This window comes from Pannonibacter carbonis (assembly GCF_003012935.1).
GTDB classification, from domain to species: domain Bacteria; phylum Pseudomonadota; class Alphaproteobacteria; order Rhizobiales; family Stappiaceae; genus Pannonibacter; species Pannonibacter carbonis.
This window is the reverse complement of the sequence record NZ_PUDR01000004.1, coordinates 150,141-172,110: the sequence shown is the minus strand read 5'-3', so window position 1 is coordinate 172,110 and position 21,970 is coordinate 150,141. Positions and strand designations below refer to the sequence as shown.

General features: G+C 63.7%; 20 protein-coding genes and 1 tRNA gene. 12 read left to right on the top strand and 9 right to left on the bottom strand.

Annotated features, from left to right (window positions below; translation table 11 throughout):
- The 4 genes from C8348_RS07170 to C8348_RS07155 are packed head-to-tail and all read left to right on the top strand — an operon-like array spanning position 1 to position 3,421.
- Positions 1-315 carry a cupin domain-containing protein gene (locus tag C8348_RS07170; protein ID WP_198646959.1) on the top strand — a complete coding sequence of 105 codons (315 nt, stop codon included), beginning with the start codon at positions 1-3 and terminating at the stop codon, positions 313-315.
- Between the two features lie 25 nt (positions 316-340).
- Complete coding sequence (gene kduI, locus C8348_RS07165) at positions 341-1,165, top strand: 5-dehydro-4-deoxy-D-glucuronate isomerase (protein ID WP_106752621.1); 825 nt, start codon at positions 341-343, stop codon at positions 1,163-1,165.
- Positions 1,162-1,890 carry a 2-dehydro-3-deoxy-D-gluconate 5-dehydrogenase KduD gene (kduD, locus tag C8348_RS07160; protein WP_106752620.1) on the top strand — a complete coding sequence of 243 codons (729 nt, stop codon included), beginning with the start codon at positions 1,162-1,164 and terminating at the stop codon, positions 1,888-1,890. Before kduI ends, kduD begins: the two co-directional genes overlap by 4 nt.
- Positions 1,880-3,421 carry a UxaA family hydrolase gene (locus C8348_RS07155; RefSeq protein WP_244293953.1) on the top strand — a complete coding sequence of 514 codons (1,542 nt, stop codon included), beginning with the start codon at positions 1,880-1,882 and terminating at the stop codon, positions 3,419-3,421. Before kduD ends, C8348_RS07155 begins: the two co-directional genes overlap by 11 nt.
- Positions 3,422-3,424: 3 nt before the next feature.
- On the opposite strand, the gene C8348_RS07150 is transcribed toward C8348_RS07155, so the two are convergent.
- Positions 3,425-4,276 (bottom strand): helix-turn-helix transcriptional regulator, encoded by an 852-nt coding sequence (locus tag C8348_RS07150; RefSeq protein ID WP_198646958.1) that lies wholly within the window; start codon positions 4,274-4,276, stop codon positions 3,425-3,427.
- A 110-nt stretch (positions 4,277-4,386) separates the two neighbouring features.
- Between C8348_RS07150 and C8348_RS07145 the strand changes: the two genes are divergently transcribed.
- Positions 4,387-5,646: a cytochrome P450 gene (locus C8348_RS07145; protein WP_106752617.1), complete on the top strand. Its 1,260-nt coding sequence runs from the start codon at positions 4,387-4,389 to the stop codon at positions 5,644-5,646.
- Between the two features lie 204 nt (positions 5,647-5,850).
- Positions 5,851-6,171, top strand: a complete 321-nt coding sequence (locus tag C8348_RS07140) for a 2Fe-2S iron-sulfur cluster-binding protein (protein ID WP_106752616.1) — start codon at positions 5,851-5,853, stop codon at positions 6,169-6,171.
- A gap of 3 nt (positions 6,172-6,174) precedes the next feature.
- Here C8348_RS07140 and bcsN read toward each other — a convergent pair whose 3' ends face one another.
- The 7 genes from bcsN to C8348_RS07105 form a co-directional block, all read right to left on the bottom strand.
- On the bottom strand, positions 6,175-7,179 hold the full coding sequence (gene bcsN, locus C8348_RS07135; protein ID WP_106752615.1) for a cellulose biosynthesis protein BcsN: 1,005 nt from the start codon (positions 7,177-7,179) through the stop codon (positions 6,175-6,177).
- Entirely contained in the window at positions 7,176-9,110 is a 1,935-nt protein-coding gene (locus C8348_RS07130) for a hypothetical protein (RefSeq protein WP_106752614.1), read from the bottom strand. Before C8348_RS07130 ends, bcsN begins: the two co-directional genes overlap by 4 nt.
- Positions 9,111-9,160: 50 nt before the next feature.
- Complete coding sequence (locus C8348_RS07125) at positions 9,161-10,330, bottom strand: family 8 glycosyl hydrolase (RefSeq protein WP_106752613.1); 1,170 nt, start codon at positions 10,328-10,330, stop codon at positions 9,161-9,163.
- Entirely contained in the window at positions 10,330-12,741 is a 2,412-nt protein-coding gene (locus C8348_RS07120) for a cellulose biosynthesis cyclic di-GMP-binding regulatory protein BcsB (protein WP_106752612.1), read from the bottom strand. Before C8348_RS07120 ends, C8348_RS07125 begins: the two co-directional genes overlap by 1 nt.
- 1 nt (position 12,742) lies before the next feature.
- A complete protein-coding gene (gene bcsA, locus C8348_RS07115; RefSeq protein ID WP_106752856.1) occupies positions 12,743-14,992 on the bottom strand; it encodes a UDP-forming cellulose synthase catalytic subunit in 2,250 nt (749 codons plus the stop codon).
- Positions 14,993-15,665: 673 nt separating this feature from the next.
- The gene (locus C8348_RS07110) at positions 15,666-16,373 is read right to left on the bottom strand and encodes a class I SAM-dependent methyltransferase (RefSeq protein ID WP_106752611.1); all 708 of its coding nucleotides are present in this window, start codon (positions 16,371-16,373) and stop codon (positions 15,666-15,668) included.
- A gap of 4 nt (positions 16,374-16,377) precedes the next feature.
- On the bottom strand, positions 16,378-18,081 hold the full coding sequence (locus C8348_RS07105) for a Rieske 2Fe-2S domain-containing protein (protein ID WP_106752610.1): 1,704 nt from the start codon (positions 18,079-18,081) through the stop codon (positions 16,378-16,380).
- Between the two features lie 352 nt (positions 18,082-18,433).
- Between C8348_RS07105 and C8348_RS07100 the strand changes: the two genes are divergently transcribed.
- Positions 18,434-18,673, top strand: coding sequence for a DUF6429 family protein (locus C8348_RS07100; RefSeq protein WP_106752609.1), 240 nt, complete (start codon positions 18,434-18,436; stop codon positions 18,671-18,673).
- Between the two features lie 75 nt (positions 18,674-18,748).
- Here C8348_RS07100 and C8348_RS07095 read toward each other — a convergent pair.
- Positions 18,749-18,838, bottom strand: a tRNA-Ser gene (locus C8348_RS07095).
- Positions 18,839-19,434: 596 nt separating this feature from the next.
- Between C8348_RS07095 and rplU the strand changes: the two genes are divergently transcribed.
- From rplU to C8348_RS07070, 5 genes are all read left to right on the top strand, one after another.
- Positions 19,435-19,806: a 50S ribosomal protein L21 gene (gene rplU, locus C8348_RS07090; protein WP_106752608.1), complete on the top strand. Its 372-nt coding sequence runs from the start codon at positions 19,435-19,437 to the stop codon at positions 19,804-19,806.
- A gap of 49 nt (positions 19,807-19,855) precedes the next feature.
- Positions 19,856-20,125 carry a 50S ribosomal protein L27 gene (gene rpmA / locus C8348_RS07085; RefSeq protein ID WP_106752607.1) on the top strand — a complete coding sequence of 90 codons (270 nt, stop codon included), beginning with the start codon at positions 19,856-19,858 and terminating at the stop codon, positions 20,123-20,125.
- Positions 20,126-20,250: 125 nt separating this feature from the next.
- Complete coding sequence (locus tag C8348_RS07080; protein ID WP_106752606.1) at positions 20,251-20,856, top strand: GNAT family N-acetyltransferase; 606 nt, start codon at positions 20,251-20,253, stop codon at positions 20,854-20,856.
- Positions 20,853-21,419 carry a GNAT family N-acetyltransferase gene (locus tag C8348_RS07075; RefSeq protein WP_106752605.1) on the top strand — a complete coding sequence of 189 codons (567 nt, stop codon included), beginning with the start codon at positions 20,853-20,855 and terminating at the stop codon, positions 21,417-21,419. Before C8348_RS07080 ends, C8348_RS07075 begins: the two co-directional genes overlap by 4 nt.
- The gene (locus C8348_RS07070) at positions 21,416-21,964 is read left to right on the top strand and encodes a GNAT family N-acetyltransferase (RefSeq protein ID WP_106752604.1); all 549 of its coding nucleotides are present in this window, start codon (positions 21,416-21,418) and stop codon (positions 21,962-21,964) included. The genes C8348_RS07075 and C8348_RS07070 overlap by 4 nt, the downstream gene beginning before the upstream one ends.
- Positions 21,965-21,970: the final 6 nt, after the last annotated feature.

Below are 21,970 nucleotides of genomic sequence, written 5' to 3'. Positions count from 1 at the left end.
ATGCTGAAGAGCTTTCCCGTCGTTGCAACGGATCCTGGCGTGACGCGCCAGGTGCTCTCCGAATGCCCGGACCTCATGGTCGTGGCGTTTCGCTTTGCCCATGCCGGGGCGGAGGGCAAGTTGCACAACCACCCGCACATCCAGTCGACTTACGTGGAAAGCGGACGCTTCCGCTTCTCCGTGGCCGGGGAGGCCGTCGAGGTTGGCCCTGGAGACAGCTTCGTCATTCCGTCCCTCGCCATGCACGGCTGCGTCTGCCTCGCTCCTGGTAGGCTGATCGACACGTTCACCCCGCGCCGGGACGATTTTCTTTGACTCATCCGACTTCAAGGACACCGCCATGCTGACCGTTGAAACCCGCCACGCCATCGACCCGGAAGCTGCCAAGCGGATGGGCACCGCCGAACTGCGCAAGAATTTTCATCTGGGCGAGCTGTTCCGTGTTGGCGAGATCCGCCTTGTCTATACGCACTATGACCGCATGATCGTCGGGGGTGCGGTCCCGGCCGGTGCGCCGCTGACGCTGGATCATGTCAAGGAATGCGGCACCGCAAGCATTCTTGATCGCCGCGAAATGGCCGTCGTGAATGTCGGCGCGACCGGTACCGTTTCTGCCGGTGGGCAGACACATACGCTCGAGCGTGGCGACGTGCTCTACCTGCCGCTTGGTTCAGGTCCGGTGACATTTGCGGGTGAGGGGCGCTTCTACATCCTGTCCGCCCCTGCCCACAGCGTTCATCCGGCACGTTTGATCCGCCTTGAGGAGGCCGCTGTCGTCAAGCTGGGCTCCGGCGAGACCTCGAATGACCGCACCATCTACCAGTTCGTGCATCCCGCCGTGATGACGTCCTGCCAGCTCGTTGTCGGCTACACCAAACTGCACAATGGTTCGGTCTGGAACACCATGCCTGCCCATCTGCATGACCGGCGCATGGAGGCCTATCTCTACTTCAACATGAAGCCGGAGCAGCGCGTGTTCCACTTCATGGGCCGTCCGGATGAAACCCGTCACCTGGTGATGCAGAACGAGGATGCGGTGGTCTCGCCGCCCTGGTCGATCCATTGCGGCGCAGGCACCGGCAGCTACACCTTCATCTGGGCCATGGCCGGCGACAATGTCGATTACAAGGACGTTGAAATGGTGGCGATGGAGGACCTGCGGTGAACCCGTTCTCGCTGGAGGGGCGGGTCGCGCTGGTCACGGGTGCCAACACCGGCATCGGCCAGGCGATTGCCATCGCTCTCGGCCGGGCGGGCGCAGAGGTCATTTGCGCCGGACGCAGTTCCTCTGCGGAAACCGTAGCCCTCATCGGCCACGCACGCGACCTGAAGCTGGACCTGTCCGACCCGCTGGCAGCAAAGGATGTCTTCGATGCCGAGCCCGTGGACATTCTGGTCAACAATGCCGGCATCATTCGCCGCGCCGACACGGTTGATTTCTCCGAAAGTGACTGGGACGCCGTCATGGACATCAACCTGAAGGCCGTCTTTTTCACAAGTCAGGCCTTTGCCCGGTCGGCCTTCGCACGGGGAGGCGTGGGCAAGGTGATCAACATCGCCTCGCTGCTGTCGTTCCAGGGTGGTATCCGCGTGCCTTCCTATACGGCGTCGAAGCATGGCGTTGCAGGCCTCACCAAACTGATGGCCAATGAATGGGCGGCGCGGGGCATCAACGTCAATGCCATCGCGCCGGGCTATATCGAGACCAACAACACCGAGGCCCTGCGCGACGACCCGGATCGCAACCGTGCCATCCTGGAGCGGATCCCCGCCGGACGCTGGGGCCGGGCCTCGGACATTGGTGAGGCAGCGGTGTTCCTCGCCTCACCCGCTTCCAGCTATATTCATGGCGCGGTCCTCAACGTGGATGGAGGGTGGCTTGCACGCTGACCGGTCGGGCCCCGCCGCGATCATCCTGCATGAGGCGGATAACGTTGCAATCCTGCGGGAGCGGGTGGCCGGCGGCGGTGATCCGCTCGGGTTCGGGCGGCCGTTGCCGCAGCCGCTGTCCGCCGGGCACAAGATCGCGTTGCGCCCGATCCCGCATGGCGCTTCTATCCTCAAGTTCGGCCAGATCATCGGCACCGCGAAGATGGACATCGCTGCCGGTGAACATGTCCATACCCACAACTGCGCCTTCAGCGAGCATGACCGCGCCTATACGATCGGCGACGATCTTGCTCGGGCCGCGGCTGCGATACCAGACATTGCACCCCGTCATTTTGCCGGCTACCGCCGTGCCGACGGCCGGATCGGCACCCGTAACTTCATAGCGCTCTGTGCCACGGTCAACTGTTCGGCCACCGTCATCCGTCGTGCCGCCTTTGAGCTGGAAACCTCCGGCGTGCTGGCCAACTATCCCAACGTCGACGGGATTGTCGCCTTCGCGCACGGGTCCGGTTGCGGCATGGCCAGCGAGGGGCGTGGCTTCGATATTCTTCAGCGGGTTCTGTGGGGGCATGCCACACATCCCAATGTCGGGGCGGCCGTGTTTGTCGGGCTCGGCTGCGAGGTCATGCAGATCGCCCGCATGAAGTCGGTGTTTGGTGCGGCCGGCGCAGACCACTTCCACGGCCTGACAATTCAGGACAGCGGCGGCACACGCCAGACGATTGCCGCGATCAAGGCCAAGGTGCTGGAGATTCTGCCCGCCGTGAACGAAGTCCACCGCGAGCCGGTGCCGGTGTCGGCGCTGAAGGTCGCGCTGCAATGCGGCGGTTCGGACGGCCTGTCGGGCATCACCGCCAATCCGGCGCTGGGCGCGGCTTGCGATCTTCTGGTGGGGCTCGGCGCTACCGTGATCCTGTCTGAAACCCCCGAGATATATGGTGCCGAACAGCTGCTGCTGCGCCGGGCGGTGAACCAGCAGGTTGCCGACCGGCTGATCGCCTGTCTCGGCTGGTGGGAGCGCTACACCGCGATGAACGGCGGCAGCATGGACAACAACCCCAGTCCTGGCAACAAGGCCGGCGGCCTCACCACTATTCTGGAAAAATCTCTCGGCGCCGTTGCCAAGGGGGGCTCGACGCCGCTCACCGCCTTCTACGATTACGCCGAGCAGGTGACGGCGCCGGGCCTCGTGTTCATGGACACGCCCGGTTACGATCCTGTCTCGGCAACGGGGCAGATTGCCGGCGGGGCCCAGATCGTGGTCTTCACCACCGGGCGCGGCTCCGCCTTTGGCTCCAAGCCGGCCCCGACCGTGAAACTGGCCACCAACGATGCCCTGTTCGCGTCCATGCCTGAGGACATGGACCTGAACTGCGGCGATGTGCTGAGCGAGAGTGTTCCTCTGTCTGACAAGGGGCTGCAAATCCTCGAACTCCTCCTCGCGGTTGCCTCCGGGGCACAATCGAAATCTGAAGCGCTGGGCCTTGGCGACAACGAATTCGTGCCCTGGCAGGTCGGTGCGGTGATGTGAGGCTCAGAAGCCGGTGCTGCGCCGCAGGAGCGTCGGTGTCGTGCCGGTGAGCCGGCGGAAGTCGCGCGAAAAGTGATAGGGATCGGCATAGCCGCAGCGCCGCGCGATCACGGCCACCGGATCGTTCGTTGCCGTCAGCAGGCACCTTGCCTCGGCAATCCGCTCCTGGCGCAGGTAGCTCATCGGCGTGCTGCCGCTGGCCGCCTTGAACGCCCGGAACAGCTGCGAGGCGCTGAGACCGGCGAGGCGCGCAAGATCCTCGATGGTCCAGGCCCGGGCGAGATCCTGCCGCAGCAGCTCGGCAATCCGCGCCATCTGAGGGCTGTGCTGCAGCCCGGACAGGCCGCCGTCCCGCGCGCCCGCCAGCACGGCGAGGATCGCGGCCACCGCAGCATTGGCGCGGGCATCGGCCTCCGGCGCGGGGTTCCCGGCCAGCGCGCAGACCTCCCGGAACACGGTCTCCAGGTCATGCGCGGGCTCGGGCCGGAACAGCGGCTGCCGGCTTACATCCAGAAGGCCATGCAGCCCGTCGAGCCCGGTTCCGCGCAGGCCCATCCAGAGATAGCGCCAGGACGCCGCCCCTGCAGCCCCATGCGCATAGGGACGCGAGGTGTCCAGCCAGAGCACCTCGCCCGGCTCGACCACATGCACCGCGCCGCCGATCTCGACACGGCCCTGGCCCGCAAGTGCAAAGAGCAGCACGTGGTCGTGGTAGCGCTTGCGCACGGGCTCTTGCGCCGGGTACGCGATGCCGAGCCCGGCGACCTGCAACGCATAAGGCAGGGCACCGGCCAGTCTGCCCGGGGTATGGAAGATAATTTCCTCGGTGGTCTGTTCCGGCTGCGTGTTCACCATGGCCGGCACAATGTGAGAAGATGCGAGTTTTGTCCAGTTTATGCGAGAGGACTGCATTTTCCCTCATGGAAGCGGACGCTATCTTTTGCCAATCGAGGGAGAGTTCGATCATGCCGCATCTCACCGCACCCGCCGAGGCATCGGAAGAGGGGTTCAACTTCGCACCGCTGGATCCGGCCTTCGCCGCCGATCCCTATGCCGCCTATGCCAGGCTGCGCGCGCGGGATGGCTTGACTTACTTCGCGGATTTCGACATCCACCTCGCCTCCCGTTTCGAGGACGTCTCGGCCATTGTGATGGACAAGACGATGGTGCGCTCGCTGGACGGGCTGGTGCCGCCGGAGGAGATCGTGGCACAGCAGCGCGCGGCCAACTGGCATGACATGCCGCATCACTCCCGCTTCGTGCAATTCAGCCTGCTGGACAGCGACGGCGAGGTGCACGACCGCCTGCGCAAGGCGGTGTTCCGCCTGTTCACGCCGGCGATGGTGGCAAGGCTCCGCGATGACATCCAGGCCTATGTGACGCGCCTCCTCGACCGGCTTCTCGACCAGCGCGACATTGACTTCGTCGAGGATCTGGCTGCCGAAGTGCCCGGCCATATCATCGGCCGCCTCATTGGCGTGCCGGACGAGGATTGCCCGAAGCTGCGCATCTGGTCGGAAAACATCGTCCAGTTCTTCGACATCGACCGCTCGGACGCGCGCAAGCAGATCGCCGAGACCGCGACGACGGAGTTCTATGAGTATCTGTCCGCGCTGAAGGCGGACCGGCTGAAAGCCCTGCGCGCGGACCTCATCTCCGAGCTGATCAAGGCCGAGGCCGCCGGCCAGTTCAGCGAGGACGAGTTCATCTCCACCTGCATGCTGATCCTGATGGCCGGCCACGGGTCGACGATTGATGTTCTGGGATCGGGCATGCATTGCCTTTTGAAGTTCCCGGATCAGGCGGCCCGGCTGAAGGCCGACCCGGCGCTGCTGCCGACCGCGGTGCAGGAGATGTTCCGCTACGAATCGCCGCTGCCGTTCTTCCATCGCTACGCCACCGAGGATGTGACCATCGCCGGCACGCCCTATCCGCGCGGCACCAAGTTCGGCCTCCTTTACGGCGCCGCCAACCGCGACCCTTCCGCCTTCGAGGCCGCGGACCGCTTTGATGTGGGACGCAAGCCGAACCGGCACCTTGCCTTTGGCGGCGGGGCGCATTTCTGTCTCGGCAATCACCTCGCCCGCCTCGACATGGAAATCATCTTCGGCTCGCTGCTGGCCCGCACCCGCGCGATCGAGCTGGCCGATCCGGCTGTTACCTACAAGCGCGGCCTGTCGGTGCGCGGGCCGAAGCGGCTCGACCTGCGGCTGGTGCCGGCATGAGATCGGCCAGCAAAACAAGATCCTGATCGGGACCGGAGAGGAAACAAGGACAGCGGCCTCCCCCGGTGCCAAAGGCGTCACCCCACCTGACCGCCTCGACCTCTTTTGCCCCTTTGCGCGCGGCAGGTGATCTCCGGACCGCCTGCCGCGTACAGTTTCGCAAGCAAACAGCCATCAGACCCCGGAAAACGGAGCCAGAGACCCATGCCCCGCATCACATTCATTTCCGCCGACGGCACGCAGCTGGACGTCGAGGCCACGGAAGGCCAGACGCTGATGGCCGCTGCCGTGGCGCATGGCATAGAGGAAATCGCGGCGGAATGCGGCGGCGCTTGTGCCTGTGGAACCTGCCACTGCTACATCGAGGCCAGCCAGCTCGCCTTGCTGCCGCCGGCTGATGAGGCGGAAACGGCGATGATCGAATGTGTGATCGACCCGCGTCCCGAAAGCCGTCTGTCCTGCCAGGTGAAGCTCACCGCGGCGCAGGACGGACTGGTGGTGCATTTGCCCGCCAGCCAGCACTGAACATCAAGGCAGCGGAATAGGTCGCACGAAGGAACGCGTTGAAGCCTGTGCCGCGACAGTCGGTCCAGGCAGCGGAACCGTGGCAACGACCGGCTGCACGACCGTCTTCGGCAGTGTTTCCGGGGTCACCTTCGCTGGAAGGGGAACGGTGACGGGCGCCGGAGACACTGTGGCCACAACCGGTGCAAGAGCTGGCACCTGCACCGAAACCGGAGACAGCACTGGCGACAGGTTACCTTGTGCCGTTGGCGTGGTTGGGGCCGGTCGCGTGCGCCGGGCCGGCGTTTTGCCCGTGTCCGGTTGGTTCGGCGCAGCGAGCAAGGTATCCACACTGGCGAGGGCGGGAGACAGGCCCATGCCCGGCGACTGCAGGCTCGACAGCAGGTTGGCGGACGAGATGCCCGGCACGGCAAGCTGCAGCCGCTGCATCAGGTCCACAGCAACCGTTTCCGTGAGGCCTGACCGGCACAGCCGGACCCGGATCTCGGCCAACCCGGTCTTGCTCGGCTGGAAGAAGGACGCCTCGTCCGAGCTGCGCTGGACATCCTGCCAAAGGTAGTTGCAGCCGGAATTGTCGCTGGCGATGCCGAAGGGGCCATAGGCGTTGACGGGCAAGCGCGTGGACAGGCGCAACGTGCGGCCCGGAAAGGCTGCTGCCATTTCCGCCTGCAGCGTCGCGGCCGAGGGCGCGGGCTGTGATTTCCCGGGCACAAGCCGGATTTCGATGGCATTTTCACCCCGGCTGCCGGTGTCTCCGGCGAGCGTGATGCGCTGCCGCTCGATGCCGCCGGAGCGGCTCTGCGTCACCGCGATCACCTGACCGGCGGCCTCTGGCAGGCGTGCCAACGCCATTGCGGTGCCCACATCGCGCGGCGCGGTGTCGGTCAAGGCGGACAGGGCCGCGTCATGATAGGCCGTCACAGTTGAAGGCACTTGCGCGCAGCCGGCCGAGCCAAGCACGGCAAGTGACAGCGCGAAACGGAGGGCGTTTCCGGCTTTCGTCATCATTCGCTGTCCACGATCAGGATGGGATCCAGTTCCTGTAGCCCGGCCCGCGTCTCACGCGATGAGAGCTGCCGGTCGAGCAGGGTGAAGACCTGGCGGGCGGCGGTCTTCTGGCCGGTGTGGATCAGGGCCCAGCCGCGCAGCAGCATCAGGTCGCGCGGCTCGGGCACCAGCAGGCGGCGCCGGTCGAGCGCGGCGAGTGTACTGGCGTAGTTGCCCGCATCAAATGCACTTGCAGCGGCCTGGGCCAGTGCGGCGCTGGCGATCTCCTGCCTGCGCTCCTGTGGCTGGGACACGCTCTGCGCCGCCGCCACCGCATCGAACGAACGACCAACCCGCAGCATTGCCAGCGACTTGCCATAGGCTGCATCGCGCGACACCTTGCCCGGGCCGGACATGGCTGCATTAAAGGCCAGCGCTGCTTCTTCGGGGCGGTTCAGGTCCATGAGGCACCAGCCCCGCATCAAGGCAGCTTCGGCCCCGGCAGCGGTTTCAACGAGCTTGAGGCAGGCAGCGGGATCTTTGGCCTTGCGAGCCTTTTCGGCACGCGCAAGGACACCGGAGCCTCCGGATTTGCCCGGCTTTTGCTGTCCTGGCCCGGCGAGCGACAGGCTTGCCAGATGCGGGTAGCGTGGCGCATAGCCGGTCAGCAAGGCCTGCGCCGTCTTGAGGTCGCCAAGGCCGAGCGTGGCGAGGACATGCCCTTCCGCTGCCTTGTCGTCACCGCCCCACTGCAGGGCCGTCTCGAACCAGGCCGCTGCGGCCTGATGCTGCTTCAGCGAAAAGGCATACCAGGCCAGCGCCGAGGCGCCGGCGACGGACTGGCGGTTTCGCACGGCTTCGGCAAAGTCCTCCAGACGTCCGGTGTCGGAGGGGCGGGGGCTCGCCGATGCCAGGTCCTCCGCCACCAGTCCGATGAACAGGTCTTCCAGGGCCGGCAGGGCCTGCCGGTTGCTGCGGGCGATCTGTTCGGCTTCCGCGCCGCGCCCAAGGCCGGCTAGTGACAACGCCCGGCCAAGGGCCACGTCGTCTGCGGCAGGTCCGCTAACCGCTGCTTGTGCCCGCTCGAACAGCGCGAGGGCCTCGGCGTGGCGCCCGGCGCGGCGGGCCAGCCAGCCAAGCAGGCGCGTGTTGGTCATGTCCGGGCCAGTGTCCACTGCATGTACCAGCACAGCCACTTGCCGCTCCGGCGGTGCCACATCCTGTCGAAGCTCAAGATAATCCGAGGCCCAACGCCGGGCGAGATCGATTTCGACATCCTCCAGCCGCAGACCCGGTGTGCCCGCTGACGCCTGCAACCCTTCCAGCAGCCGGACCGCCTCGCTTAGCGGCAAACTTGCGACCGCCTTTTGCACGCTGGCTCGCTTGTGGTCGGCACTGACATCGCCGGCCCGCAGGGGCAACTGGTACAGGTCATAGGCTTCCGCCGTCGCGCCGGAGACCGCATAGGCCTCCGCCACCCGCCAGAGCACGTCGAGGTCCGCGACGCTGAGCAGCATCGGATCGGTCTCGACTGCGGCGATGACTTCGGCCGGACGCTGGGCATCCGAAGCCTGGATCAGGCGCAGGCGGGTCTCCTTGCGCGCAATCTTTTCAATCAGTTCCGCCGGCGGTTGCCAACCGGCGTCGCTGGCCTGGCGGCGGGCGATTTCGGCCCGCAGCATGTCCAGCTGGTCCTGTGCGAACAGGTCCCACAGGTCCTGATGCGGGTTGGCCCGGTTTGCGCCGGTGTAAAGATCGGTCGGCGCACTCCAGCCTGGATGCAGCGTGCGCAGCCGGCGGATCTCCGCCTCGACCCGTTCCCTGTTGTTCTGGGCGGCGTAATAGCGCAGCGCGCTCTCGTCCACGGCGGGCAGGGCGGCTGCCGCCAGCGTCGGATCGGGCAGGGTTTCCGGCGCGCTCGCAAGGCTCTGGGCACGCGGGGATATGCTCATTCCGACCGAGATTTGCAACAGGACTGCGGCGCTCAAAAGAAAACGGGATCTCACCAGCATTCGGGATACCTCTGCTTGACGGCAATGAGGGCGAGCGCTCTCAAGGTGGCGGGGTAATAAGGTTCGTCCGACGGCCGCAGCACGTCTTTCGGCATCGGCGTACCGTCCATGGCGCAGCTGACGAGATCGGCAATGGCGCGATAGCCGCGATCCACCAGGCGGTCGCCGGCCTGCCCGGTGACGAGATCGACGACTTCAGGCGTGCGCTGGCTCCAGGCCGCAGCAAAAGGCGCCAGTTGCTGACGCTCGCTCGGGCCTGCCCAGGCCAGATAGAGCGGAATGCGCACCGCATTGTAGCCGAAAAGAGGCGGAAACCCCTCGGCTGGACGCGGTGTGCCCTCTCCCAGCGCCACCCACTCGGCAGGCAGGTCCTGTCGGCCGAACCGGCTGTTTGCCAACAGCGCGAGGCCGCTCTCGCGCAGGCCTGACCAATCGATTGCCCGGTCTGGTCCCCCGTCCAGGGCTGCAAGCACGGGAAAAGCCGGAAAAACCCAGTAGGAAGGATTGACCACTGGCCCATCCGGTCGCTCGTCGGCGGAAAACCCGTTCGCACCCGGCAACAGCATCGGCCGGTCCGATCCGTCCTTTATCGCGAGGCGGCGCAGGGATCCAACGCGGGCAACAGCCTCGGACCTCAGGGCCGCGTCATTCCAGTGTCGTCCCGCCTCGGCCAGGCCCCAGGCAATCAGCAGATCGCCATCGGTGGCGTTGTTGGTATCGCGCACATGAGGTGGCTGCGGTTCCCAGCGCCAGGCGGCCAGCCCGTCGTCGCGCACGTCGAGATTGGCGACGGTCCAGCTCCGGATCAGGTCAAAGGCCGGCCGGTCATCCGCAGCGACCGCCAGCAACAGCCCGTAGCCCTGGCTCTCGGAATGGCTGATCCCGCCATTGGCCGTATCGATCACACGGCCCTGCGGTGAAACGAAGCGGCGCTTGTAGTCGGCCCAAAGTTCCGGCGCTTCGAGGCTGCCGGGCAAGGGGCGGGGCAGGATCTTCAAGGTGGCGGAGACTGGCGCCGTGCCCCGCTCTGTCTGGCGTGGATATGCCATGTCCATGGCTGTAACCTCAGCCTTTTTCTCCGGCCCGCTGCCAAGCCACCAAGTGGCAATAGCTGCAACGGCAAGCGCGGCAACCGCGACCCCAAGAAGCATCTTGCGCATCAGACGGTCCCCTTGCCGTCGTAACGCACGGCGCGGCCGGTCGTCACGGCCAGCAGGAGTGCCGCGACCAGCAGCAGGCCGGCATAGATCAGCGGGTTGCCCGACAGCCAGCCGGCCGCCACCAGCCGCCAGTTCGAGAGTGATCCTGGCTGGGTGACGACGTGAAAATGCGGTGCGCTGTCCTCGGCCTCGATGATGCCGCTCTGCATGTCATAGCGGGCCTCCTCGCCCACCAGCTGGCGCCAGTTCTGCGGCGCCACGATATCCTCGACCGCAATGGCCAGCGCCGTCGTGCTGGGTGCTGTCACGACGGTCCAGAAACTGTCGTTGCCGGCTCCCGGATAACCCTGCGCAAGGACGAGCGTTGTTCCCGGCGCCAGGTCCCTGCGCTGGATGTGCGGGGCGAAGAACAGGCTGGAAACGGCGGTTTCCACCTTAGACAGCGTGTTGCGCAACGGGTCGCGGCCCTGCTGCTGCTGTTCCCACCGCCGCATTACCTCGGTCCCTGACGGGCTTTGCGGCAGGGGGAACCCTTCAGGGCCCGGGCGGGTCGCTCCCGGCATGATCTGAAGCACGGGATCCTGCGGTGATCGGATCGAGCCGGTCATCACGGGTTCATTGCGGCTGATCGACTGCAGGGAAACGACCCTGCGCTGCAGCGGATTGGTGGCATTGACCATCTGTGGCGCGGCACCATCGATGCCCTGGCCGGACCAGGCAGCGCGCAACTGCTCGGCATCAAGCCCGGCTGCGGCGAGCGCTGCCGGCGACAGGTCGCCGAACGCGCCGATCAGGACAGCTGCCTCATCGGTCACTGCAGGACGACCGATCTTCAGCGTGGCCTTTGCCGTACTGTCCATGTCGATGCCCAGACGGACCGCAAACGTTGCGGCAGCGGACAGCATGTCCGGTGTCGCGAATGGGACATAGATTGGAACATTGCCTTTGGCTTGCCGGGCAAGTCCGCCGCCAAAGCTGGCGTTGAGCGAGGGCAGGCCCAGCAGGCGCGGATAGGAAGGAATGTCGAGCCGTGTTTCCTCGACCAGCAGGAAGCGCGGCGGATCCTGTAGTGCAGCCAGCGTGTCACAGTGCCGGTCTGCCTGCGTGTCGGTCTGCGTGGTCATTTCCACCGTGTTGAGCCCGGGCCGGAAAGCCTTCAGGGACAGCCGCAGCACCTTGTCCGAGAACACGTCACCTTGCGGATCTGCCAAAGGCAAACCGGCTGCTACTTTTCCGTTCACCCGGACAACGATCTGGCTCGTCTGCTCCAGGTTTGCGGCATAGCCACCGGCCAGGGACAGGCTGATGCTGCCGGTCTCTGCCGGAAAGAAATCGTCAGGCAGCCGCAGGTCGAAACGGGTGCGTTGCAGGCGACCGTTGAACTCGCTGGTGCGAGCTCCGAGATCGGCAAGCGTCAAAGTGGAGCCGGGTTCGACTGCTGCTGCACGCAGCCGTCGCAGGGCGGCAAGTCCATCCGGCGTTCCGGTCCTTGCGGCAACCGACAGATCACCGCTGCCGATCCGCTGGGCAAGGCTATCGAGACCCGCCTCATCCAGTTCCGCAGCAACGAGGGTAACGCCACTCCCGTTCTCCACAAGGGTCAGGTTGCCGGGTTGCGGCATGGCGGGGCTGGCCAGGGCGCGCAATTCGTCCGGCGTTCCCATGATCAGGGTCAGGCCGTCGCTGTGTTGTGCGCTTCCGGTCACCTCGACGATCGGGTGCGTGATGCCGGTCTCCCGGGCGATTCGGGTCAGGACGGCAACCGCACGCGACAGGGCCTTCATGTCGCTGACATCCGCCAGCACGATCCGCAGACGGTGTGCGCCGCGCCCATCCGGGGCGATCGCTGCCAGATCGGACAGGCTTTCAAGCCCGAGCGCGTTGTCTGGAAACCTCAGGCCGGTCCGTGCCGGATCGATATCACTCCACAGCTCGTAGGTCGCCGCCGAGTCACAGGCGACCCGGTGCCGCTGGCTGACGGAGAGCCGGACTGCGTTCAGCCCGGGCTGAAGTACGCCCGCCGGCAGGTCGAACAGCAATTTCTGCGGCTGTCCGAAGGCGTGGATCTCTCGTTCGGCCAATGTCTGACCATTGACCATCAGGCTCAGGCTGGAGCCTTCCGGCATCACCGAAACCGCCGATGTCAGCGCCAGCTCAAATACGGCACCCTGTCCGGCCTGCTTGCGCGTCAGATACACCGGCCATTCCCGGTGATCGCTTTCGCCAGCCAGCCGCAAGCCCGCTGCCAGCGCTGGCAACGTCCGCAAGGTCCGGTCTGGTGCCGAAACACCGGGAGCAGTCTCCTCGGCCAGCGCCGGGTTCACCGATAAGGGGAAGGCGGTGTTGCCGAGCAGAAGCAACGTCAGCAGCAGCCCGGTCCGCAAGGATTGAAACTCAAGGGAGGTCAACATGTTATCCCTCCACCGTCTTGAATGCGGCAACCTTGCCCCCGCCTTCGGCACCGCGCGGCGGCGACGCAGGCGGTTCAGCTGCCGCCGTTTCGGTGCGGTTCATTGCCAGCCATCCGAACTGCAGTCCGCGGATTGTCTGGCCCAGCGACATGCGCAGGAACATCAAGGTGCCGCGCAGGACGCCTTTGCCGGCACGGCGCAGGTTCCAGAAATCCGATAGGGGCTTGCCCTGGCCATACATCAGCTCGGCGATGATGGTGTAGTGATGCGGCGCCGGCTTCAGGTACTGCAGGCCGACCGCGAGGCTGTCCGGTTCGGCAATGGTGCGGCGGACGGCGACGGGGATGCCGCCTGTCACGCTCTGGCCATCCAGCGTCTCCACATGCAGCCGGCCGACCAGAAGGCCCTCGCCGGCCGGAAGATCAACCCCCGGCGTCAGCAGCTTGACCCGCGCGCCCGTCGTCGAGGCATCCTGGATATGCACCGCCAGACTGCCGCCGGGCAGGTCCAGCCGTCCTGTCCTGTGGACGGCAAGGCGCTGGTTGCGCCGCCGCTCGGACCGTTCGGAGACAACGCCCAGCGAGACCGCCGCAAGGGCGAGATTGATGGCGTTCCAGATGCAGACCACGACCAGCAGATCATTGTCGAGCGTCTGCGTTGCATAGCGCCATCCCGCAAAGGCCATGGCGATCACAAGCACCGCAAAGCTGACAAAATAGGGCGTGGCGAGCGACGACAGGAAGTCCCGGTTCGTGGTCACGCCCTTTTCCGTCACGTTGAAGCTCGGCTTCTTCGGATTGAGCAATACCGACAACATGGCAGGCGCCAGATAGAACGACTGGATGTACTCGTAGAGTTCTGACACCCAGGGCCAGCGCACCCGTCCGTACAGATAATTTTGCAGGATCATGTTGGCGATCAGGTAGGTCACCGCATAGGCGACAAATTCCTGGCCATTGGCGATGAAGATCTTCAGGTCGAAGAAGATGAACAGGAGCGGGGCCACGAGGAAGGTCAGGCGCGGGAAGGGGAAGGCCCAGAACAGCGCCGAGGACAGGTAGCAGACGCGCTGCGGCAGGCTGAGCCCGCGCTTCAGCAGGGGGGTTTTCAGCAGCAGGATCTGCATCATGCCCCGGCACCAGCGCGAGCGCTGGCCGATGAACGAGGCGAAGGTCTCAGGTTGCAGTCCGGCAATCATCGGCCGGTCGACATAACGGCTGTTCCAGCCGCGCGAATGCAGCTCAAGCGCCGTCTCGCAATCTTCGGTAATGGAAACACCGGAGAAACCGCCGGCCTCCACCAGAGCCGCCCGGCGCAGGACAGCCGCGGAGCCGCAGAAGAACGCAGCGTTCCAGCGGTCCAGGCCGCGCTGGATGACTGAGTAGAACATCTCGTTCTCGGATGGCATTCGCAACCAGGTCGACAGGTTCTTCTCGACAGGATCCGGGTTGAGGAAGAAATGCGGCGTCTGGACCAGAAAAAGGCGTGGATCCTCGCGGAAATGGCCAACGGTCTCACGCAGGAACTCCTGCACCGGGGCATGGTCGGCATCGAACACGACCACCAGTTCACCCGTCGAATGGGCGAGGCCGTTGTTGAGGTTGCCGGCCTTGGCGGACAGGTTTTTCTGCCGGGTGAGATAGGTCGCGCCAAGGTCGGCGCACAGGGACATCAGCTCGGCCCGCCGCCGACGGGCCGCTGCCGCCTCGATCACGTTATCCTGGGTGCATTTCTGGTCCGTGCCGCCGTCATCCAGCAGATAGACCTTCAGCTTGTCGGCCGGATAGTCGAGCGCCCGCGCTGCCGCCAGCGTCGCCGACAGGAGATGGACATCCTCGTTGTAGGTCGGAATGAACACGTCGACGGTCGGCAACTCCTCATCAGAAAGGCGCCGAGCCGGTGCCCGCTCCAGCGGGCTGGCCACGACGAACAAGCTGATGAACAACATGCCGATGCAGAACAGCTCGGCGGCGAACAGGATCATACCCGGAATGAAATCCGCCATGTCGCTCATTGATGGCAGCGTGCTGGTCGCGCGCCAGTACAGGTAACGCAACACCAGCAGCGTGCCGATCGACATCATCATCATGCGCTGGTTCGCACCGCGCCAGACCCGCCAGACCGCCAGCAACGCTGCAATGAGCACGAGACCCAGCACCAGTTGGGACTGGGTTCCCAGCGGCAGCGTGACCAGAAAAGCGACCAGTCCAGCTGACAGGAGCCAGGGGATCAAACGTTTGAACAAATCCATGATGCGGAACTTTCGCAATACCGCCCGAAAGGCTTGAGCGTTAACGCAGACTTGCCGCAAAACGTAAAAATGAATCCAATAAACGAGGTTATCGATCTGTTAAAGTAAAAGGAACTCTAGGAAAATTTCGCCTAGGCAGAAATTGTCTATGTAAATTGAAGTATGTTATCCTAGTTTAATATGATTATCCGATGATCATTATGGTTTCTGAATTCTTAATCAGACCCCAATGATGCGATGCAAAAAAGTTAAGACTGCCGTATGGTGAGTTTTTCAAAGCATAGGGAATAATGCCGAGCCGAGCCCTTGGCTGAAATGACAGCGCCCGCCGGTTGCGCAGGTAACCGGAAGCGCGGACCCTAGCGAGAATGCTTAGACGGACAAGTTCTGCGGACTGCCTCGTCATCGAGGCAGGATTTTCGGATGTGTTTGCAGGCAGATGTTTCGGTCACAACCGCTGACCTTGCGTGCAGTGCTTACGTGGCTCAATCGCCGCTGCTTGCCTTGCTCCGCAATAACCTGCGCATTTTGCGAGGGTGTACATGAAACATGTGGAGGTTGACGCCAGCGCATGATGCAGTCTGGCATGACCAGCAAAGCGGGTCAGGGTTTGGAGCCCTTTGTCCTTCTGGCCAGTCCCTCAGGCCAGTCCCTCAGGCCAGTCTTCGAGTATTCAGTCGGGCAGGCGCTCGGCAATGACGTGGTATCGGCTGCCATGGCTTGAGGTCGTCAGGACGGCCCGACGCACGAAAACAAGCTCACGTATTGCAAAGCGTCCGTCCAGCAACCGGCAGAGCTTCGCCTCGTCAAAGTAACTTTGAATCGTGCCACGCTCATGTGCCTTGTCCACGATCAGTTCGCCTGAAAAGCCGGGTTCACAGTCACTGTCATCGCCGCTGATCAGGTCAAGGTAGAACAGACCGCCGGGCCGGATCACCCGGGCCAGATCGGCAACACAGGCAAGCGCGATATCGAAAGGCATCGAATCAAGAACGCCATGCGCCACGGCAACATCAAAGGAGGCAGCAGGATAGGGCAAATCGCGCCCGTCTCCGACCGTCAGGCGTCCCGCCGCATCGCCATAGCCGGCCTCGACCAGCCAGCGCCGGCCGACCGCTATGGCTTCGGACGACAGGTCGATGCCAACGCCGTCAAGCGCGAGGTCAAGCAGGAAGCGCACATGACGCCCTATCCCGCAGCCGAAATCGAGCACACGGCTTGAGGAACTGAAGCCCTCACGAAAACTCACCTCGGAAACACCGGTCCGCTTGGCAACATGGCGGGCAAAGAAGCGCAGCACCTCCTCATTGGGATAGAACAGGAAGTTGTCGCCCCGGCGGTAGGCATCGTCCCATTCCAGTTGCTTGGCATCATCGGTCATTCGCTCACACCACAAATTCGTGTTGCAGCCTCAGGCAGGCATCGCAGTTCAGCGACTCGCGGCGCACCCGATCGTTCACATAGACATTGGAGAAATGGTACCAGAAGTCGGAATGATAGACATTCGGCTGCCGTTTGACCCGGCATTGGAAGCCAATGGACAGATCTTCCCAGGGCAACCCGAGCCGGATCACGCGGATAAACTCGGCGCGGCGGATCCGGATCGACAGATAGGTGTCAAGTTGTTCCAGCAGGGCCTCATAGCCTTGCCGGTCGAGTGCCTTGACGTGTTCCGGCCCTTCTGGCCCGAAGCGGCAATAATAGGCCTCGTCTCCGGCCTCGAAGTCATCGTCCGTGAGCCGGACGCACAGGTTGAGGGCGCGCCGGAAGTCCGATTCCATGAAATAGGTTTCGACCTCGTCCGGGCTGAGGTCGCTGTAGTCGGCCGCAGCCGCCATCAGATAGGTGTCAACATCAGCCGGCGGCATCTCGGCAACGCCCAACTTCCCCTGCTCGATGAGCATGTTGCCCGCGAACAGGAACCTGTTGCGGCTTGTCACGTCGAGCAACTCCACGCCGTTGTCACTGCAAGGCCCCGCGTAGCTGGCAACGGAGTTCTTCCTGTTGTTTGTCCGGATGTAATCATCCCGCGTGGCCGCCTCGCTGAAGAAACCGGCATAGGGCAGGAACGCCTGAGGGCGCATGCGTGACAGGATCTGCGTGTTGCTGTAGCGGGCCACGTTCCGGTTGCGCGTGACGATGCCCTGCTTTTCCTCGTCGCTATAATTGTCGAAACACAACGGAAAGCCGCTGGCCCCGCTGGCAAAGGACGACGCATAGAGCGTGACCGCCTCCGGAAACCGGTGAAAATCGATGAAATTCGCATCCACGGCAAGCAGGGCTGAAAAGCCGCCAATCTCCAGCAACAGGCCACTGTCATCTCGGAAATCGCCGCTTTTGAGAATGGAGAGCGCCACTTCATTGACGTCGTCGACAAGGCGGGTATCGAAGCCTTCGGTGCGGATATCGGCAAAGCCGAGATCGCGCAGATAGCGTTCTGTTGACCCTGAACTGAACGCGGGTGTCAGGATCGGCATGTCCCGCCTGACCTGTTCCAGCGTCTCCCGGTGCAGGTGGTCCGGGTGATTGTGCGAGATGAACAGGAAGTCGCAGGCGTTGATCCGCTCCAGGGCATCGACCGGGGAGGGCAGGCTCAGCCACCAGCCATTGCAAAAGGCCGGGCCAAGGAGCCAGGGATCGGTGGCAAAACAGATCCCCGGTGCGCGGATCAGCAGGCAGGCGTGGTTGAGAAACTCGACCTCGACCGGAATGGACCGCGTAAACCCCGTCAGCTGCCGGGACGGTTTGCGCAGCTCGAACCGCAAGGGTGCCTGAGGGTCCTCAACTCTGGCGGCGAGCACCGGAGTTTTGGCACAGTCGACATTCAGGTAGCGGCCGCTTGCCGGATCCAGGTTCCAGCCGTGCATCGGGCAGGAAATGCGGTTGTTGTTGAAGATCAGCCGGCCGCCGTTGTGGTCGCAGATCCGGTCATAAATCCGGACTTCATGTCCGCTCCGCCAGACAAACCAGTCTTCATGATTTGTCAGGCCCTCGCCGAGTTCGCCCGGCACCAGGTCATGTTCGGTGACATGGTCACGGAAGTCAGCAGGTTCCCGGCGGAAGGCGGCAAAGGGATGACTGGCGGACATGGTTCAGAAGCCCATTTGGACAGGGGTGAACAAACTCGGCAGCTGATTTTTTACAGCTCGTGTGCAAGGCCGGACGCAAACCGCGCGGACCGGGCAACACCGACATGGATTCAGTATGGGCCTTGCGGGTGCTGCCGTTCAAGTGAGCAGCAATTCCTATGCGGTCAAGTTGTGCGGGACTTGCTAAATTTTCGCGGAAGCCAGCAGGCTGAGGCCTCTGTCGCCATGCGTTTCAACCAGCCTTTTGCGGTTGAACCCGCAGTTGGTGATGCTTCTGCATCGCAGCACTCAGGTCAGGCCGGGGATTGACGAATAGTGGTACCGGATGGACCGGACAGATGGAGAAACTGCCATGGAACTCGACGAGGATAGGGTAGACGCGGCCGTTCTTGGCCTGTTGTCCCTCACCTTGCATGATGGCAATCGTGCCTGGAAAAGCTTCGACTGGGACACATTGAGCCGCTTGCATCAGCAAGGGTTCATCGAGAACCCGGTCAACACCGCAAAGTCCGTCACGCTCACCCCTGAAGGCATTCGCCGTTCCGAGGAGCTGCTCGCGCAGATGTTTGGGAAAACTAGGAAGAAAGAATGACCGAGGGTGAGGAACAACGTTCAAACCCTAAGCCACGCGCGGTGTCGGCGCGGACGGATGCGCAAAGACAGATAATGGCGGAGAGGGTGGGATTCGAACCCACGGTACGGTTGCCCGCACAACGGTTTTCGAGACCGTCCCATTCAACCACTCTGGCACCTCTCCGCGGCACTCAAGATGAATGGGTCTCAAGTGGCGCGGAACATAGACAAGGGCTTTCAGGCCCGCAAGAGGCAATTTCGGAATTTTGCGGGATAAGTTTCGGCGTCCGGGTTGTGGGTGCAATGCCTTGGCCGAACGCGGTATTTTCTGCCGACAGGATGTTTTTGGCACGGTGTAAGGCGGCCAGGTCCCCGATCCTTTCCGTGAAATATTCACGTGGCCGGCCTTTCGTCGACCTTCCGGTTGCTCGCTGGCCGCAGGTTGATCGGCTGCTGGCGGCTTAGGTAAAGGCGGGCCATATGCGGGTCTGGCCAGGCGATCAGCGTTGCAGGACTCTTTGGCGGCGAAGGCAAAAGCGCGTTGACTTCGGCGGCTTCCCGGGGGTATACAGCAACCGCTCGATGGACTGGGAGACGTGTGCCCAGGCGGTCGGCTGTTCGCAACTCTGGCCTTTGAGGTTTCTGCCGCTGGATCGGCAGCGCCTGAAAGCTCCCGAAAATCAGGTCCCGGACGCGTCGCGCTGCGGCGTCGATGGATATCTGACTGCCGGACCAGGGTTTCGGATACGTCATCAGAACGAAAAAAAGGACGTGCGAGACATGTTCGCAGTGATCAAGACTGGCGGTAAGCAGTACACCGTCGCCCAGGATGACCTTCTGAAGGTCGAAAAGCTCGACGCCGAAGCCGGCTCCATCGTGACCTTTGAAGAGGTCCTGATGCTCGGTAATGGCGAGGAAACCACCGTTGGCGCGCCCTTCGTGGCCGGCGCCACCGTGACTGCGGAAGTGGTCGATCAGGCCCGCAACCGCAAGATCATCATTTTCAAGAAGCGCCGCCGCCAGAACTCGCGTCGTCGCAACGGTCATCGTCAGGCCTACACCCTCGTGAAGGTGACTGGCATCGTGACCGGCGACGCAAAGCCGGCGAAGAAGGCGAAGAAGGCAAAGGCCGAGGAAGCTGCTGGCGAGTAATCGCCGCCACTTCGGTTCCAACTGAACAGCAAAGACGAGGAGTTTCGTCATGGCACACAAAAAAGCAGGTGGCTCGTCCCGTAACGGCCGCGATTCCGCAGGCCGCCGTCTGGGCATCAAGAAGTTCGGCGGCGAAGCTGTGATTCCGGGCAACATTATCGCGCGTCAGCGCGGCACCACCTGGCATCCGGGCACCGGCGTTGGCATGGGCAAGGACCACACCATCTTCGCAACCGTCGAAGGTAAAGTTGTATTCCAGCCGAAATCCAACGGCCGAACCACCATCAACGTGCTGCCGGTAGCGGTAGCAGCGGAGTAACGCCGAGTGCATCATCGATCGCCGGCGTCCTAATCGACCCGGCGGCTCGAAAGATCCGTTCAAAGTTAAAGGGGAGATGGGACGCCATCTCCCCTTTTTTCATTTCACTTTGACCGGAGGAAGCCATGGTTCTCGAAAGCGAAGGATATCTCGACGAAAGTTGTCTCGGTGCGGCCGTGATGCCGCAGGAAGGTGTCCGCGTGCGGCTCGACCTGCCGCGAACGGACGATCTGGCAGACATCGTGTTTCTCGCCAACAACCGAAAAATTGCCTCGCATCTGGCGACCATGCCGCATCCGTTCTCGCTGGAAGACGCGCGGCGGATGGTTCAGCGCAGCGCCGTTCTCAATTCCACCCATGCCAGCTTTGCCATCCGCATGGCCACCACCGGCCGGCTGATCGGTCAGGCCACCTGGTCGGCGCTCGAGCCTGGCGGTCCGGTTCAGGTCGGCTACTGGCTGGGCGAGCCCTTCTGGGGCCAGGGCTTTGCGACGGAAGCCCTGCAGATGCTCGTCGACCATGCGTTTGCCCAGGGAGAGATGCGTGAGTTGCTGGCGGACTGCCGGGTCACCAACGCGGCCTCGCGGCGGGTGCTGGTGAAGTGCGGCTTCCAGTACCGGGACCAGAGCATGGCTCGCTCGCTCGGCGCCGGCGGTTCGGTTCCCATCGAACGGTTTGCGCTTGAGCGGTCGGTCTGGCGCGCGCTCAAGCACTGGGGGAGGGTGGCATGACGCTTCCCGTTTTGCGTTCGCGCCGTCTTGTCCTGCGGCCGCTGGAGGCCAGTGATGCCGAGGCGATTGCCCGCCTCGGCGGTCAGGACTTCGAGATTGCCCGCTGGATGACCAGCTTTGCCTGGCCCTATGAGGAGGGGGCTGCGGAACAACTGATCGCCCGGCAGGAAAAGATCAATCCGCTGAAAGACCCGGCGGTCTTCGCCATCACGCTGGGCGGCGTGTTCATCGGTCTGATCGCGATCGATCCGCCCGGAGATCTCACGGAAGCTGCGGAGTGTCCGACGCTGGGCTACTGGCTTGGCCGGCCATTTCAGGGCTTCGGCTACACGACCGAAGCCGCACAGCGGGTACTGGGATGGGCGTTTGAGACGCACCGTTGCGCAGCGGTTGCGGCCCGGGTCTATGAGGAAAACGCAGCATCCCGCGCGGTCCTTCGCCGGCTAGGTTTCCTGCCGACGGCGGTGACCGAGCGCTTTGCCCGGCCGCTGAACCGCAAGGTCCGCAACATCGTCGTGCGCCTCGACCGGGCGTCCTTCGAGGACCGGAGGCTGCCGGCATGACGATCCGTATCGACAGCCGGCGGCTCGCCCTGCGGCCGCTGGCCGCCGCCGACATCGACCGGGTGGCCGAGTATCTCGGTGACTATGAAGTCTCCAAGATGCTGTCTCGCGTGCCTCACCCCTATGACCGGGCGGACGGGCTGGAAAAACTGCGCAGCGCCGAGGCAAATGCGGCGTGCTGGCCTGATATCGAGGAAATCGGTTTCGCCATTGACCATGACGGTGGTCTTGTGGGCGCGATTTCCTTCCGGGCATTGCATGAAACACCTGTCATCGGCTATTGGCTTGGCCGCCCGTATTGGGGACAGGGACTGATGGGCGAGGCAATGCTGGCCGCACTCGGCTGGCTGTTTGCCACCCGCGAGGTCGCGGCGGTGGAAGCGTCCGTCATGCAGGAAAACCCCGCTTCGGTGGCGCTGTTGCGCAAGGCGGGCTTTGCTATCATCGGTTCGGAGGACTGCAGCAGCCTGTCGCGCTGCGCCGCCGTGCCGGCCGTCCGCTTGCGCCTTGAGCGCGCGGACTTTCTGGGATCAAGTAACACCTGACGCGCA

Excerpts from the sequence above, each read along its gene's own strand:
- C8348_RS07170 (WP_198646959.1), top strand. The coding sequence starts at position 1 with ATGCTGAAGAGCTTTCCCGTCGTTGCAACGGATCCTGGCGTGACGCGC.
- kduI (WP_106752621.1), top strand. The coding sequence starts at position 341 with ATGCTGACCGTTGAAACCCGCCACGCCATCGACCCGGAAGCTGCCAAG.
- C8348_RS07150 (WP_198646958.1), bottom strand. The coding sequence starts at position 4,276 with ATGGTGAACACGCAGCCGGAACAGACCACCGAGGAAATTATCTTCCAT.
- C8348_RS07145 (WP_106752617.1), top strand. The coding sequence starts at position 4,387 with ATGCCGCATCTCACCGCACCCGCCGAGGCATCGGAAGAGGGGTTCAAC.
- C8348_RS07140 (WP_106752616.1), top strand. The coding sequence starts at position 5,851 with ATGCCCCGCATCACATTCATTTCCGCCGACGGCACGCAGCTGGACGTC.
- bcsN (WP_106752615.1), bottom strand. The coding sequence starts at position 7,179 with ATGATGACGAAAGCCGGAAACGCCCTCCGTTTCGCGCTGTCACTTGCC.
- C8348_RS07130 (WP_106752614.1), bottom strand. The coding sequence starts at position 9,110 with ATGAGCATATCCCCGCGTGCCCAGAGCCTTGCGAGCGCGCCGGAAACC.
- C8348_RS07125 (WP_106752613.1), bottom strand. The coding sequence starts at position 10,330 with ATGCGCAAGATGCTTCTTGGGGTCGCGGTTGCCGCGCTTGCCGTTGCA.
- C8348_RS07120 (WP_106752612.1), bottom strand. The coding sequence starts at position 12,741 with ATGTTGACCTCCCTTGAGTTTCAATCCTTGCGGACCGGGCTGCTGCTG.
- bcsA (WP_106752856.1), bottom strand. The coding sequence starts at position 14,992 with ATGGATTTGTTCAAACGTTTGATCCCCTGGCTCCTGTCAGCTGGACTG.
- C8348_RS07110 (WP_106752611.1), bottom strand. The coding sequence starts at position 16,373 with ATGACCGATGATGCCAAGCAACTGGAATGGGACGATGCCTACCGCCGG.
- C8348_RS07105 (WP_106752610.1), bottom strand. The coding sequence starts at position 18,081 with ATGTCCGCCAGTCATCCCTTTGCCGCCTTCCGCCGGGAACCTGCTGAC.
- C8348_RS07100 (WP_106752609.1), top strand. The coding sequence starts at position 18,434 with ATGGAACTCGACGAGGATAGGGTAGACGCGGCCGTTCTTGGCCTGTTG.
- rplU (WP_106752608.1), top strand. The coding sequence starts at position 19,435 with ATGTTCGCAGTGATCAAGACTGGCGGTAAGCAGTACACCGTCGCCCAG.
- rpmA (WP_106752607.1), top strand. The coding sequence starts at position 19,856 with ATGGCACACAAAAAAGCAGGTGGCTCGTCCCGTAACGGCCGCGATTCC.
- C8348_RS07080 (WP_106752606.1), top strand. The coding sequence starts at position 20,251 with ATGGTTCTCGAAAGCGAAGGATATCTCGACGAAAGTTGTCTCGGTGCG.
- C8348_RS07075 (WP_106752605.1), top strand. The coding sequence starts at position 20,853 with ATGACGCTTCCCGTTTTGCGTTCGCGCCGTCTTGTCCTGCGGCCGCTG.
- C8348_RS07070 (WP_106752604.1), top strand. The coding sequence starts at position 21,416 with ATGACGATCCGTATCGACAGCCGGCGGCTCGCCCTGCGGCCGCTGGCC.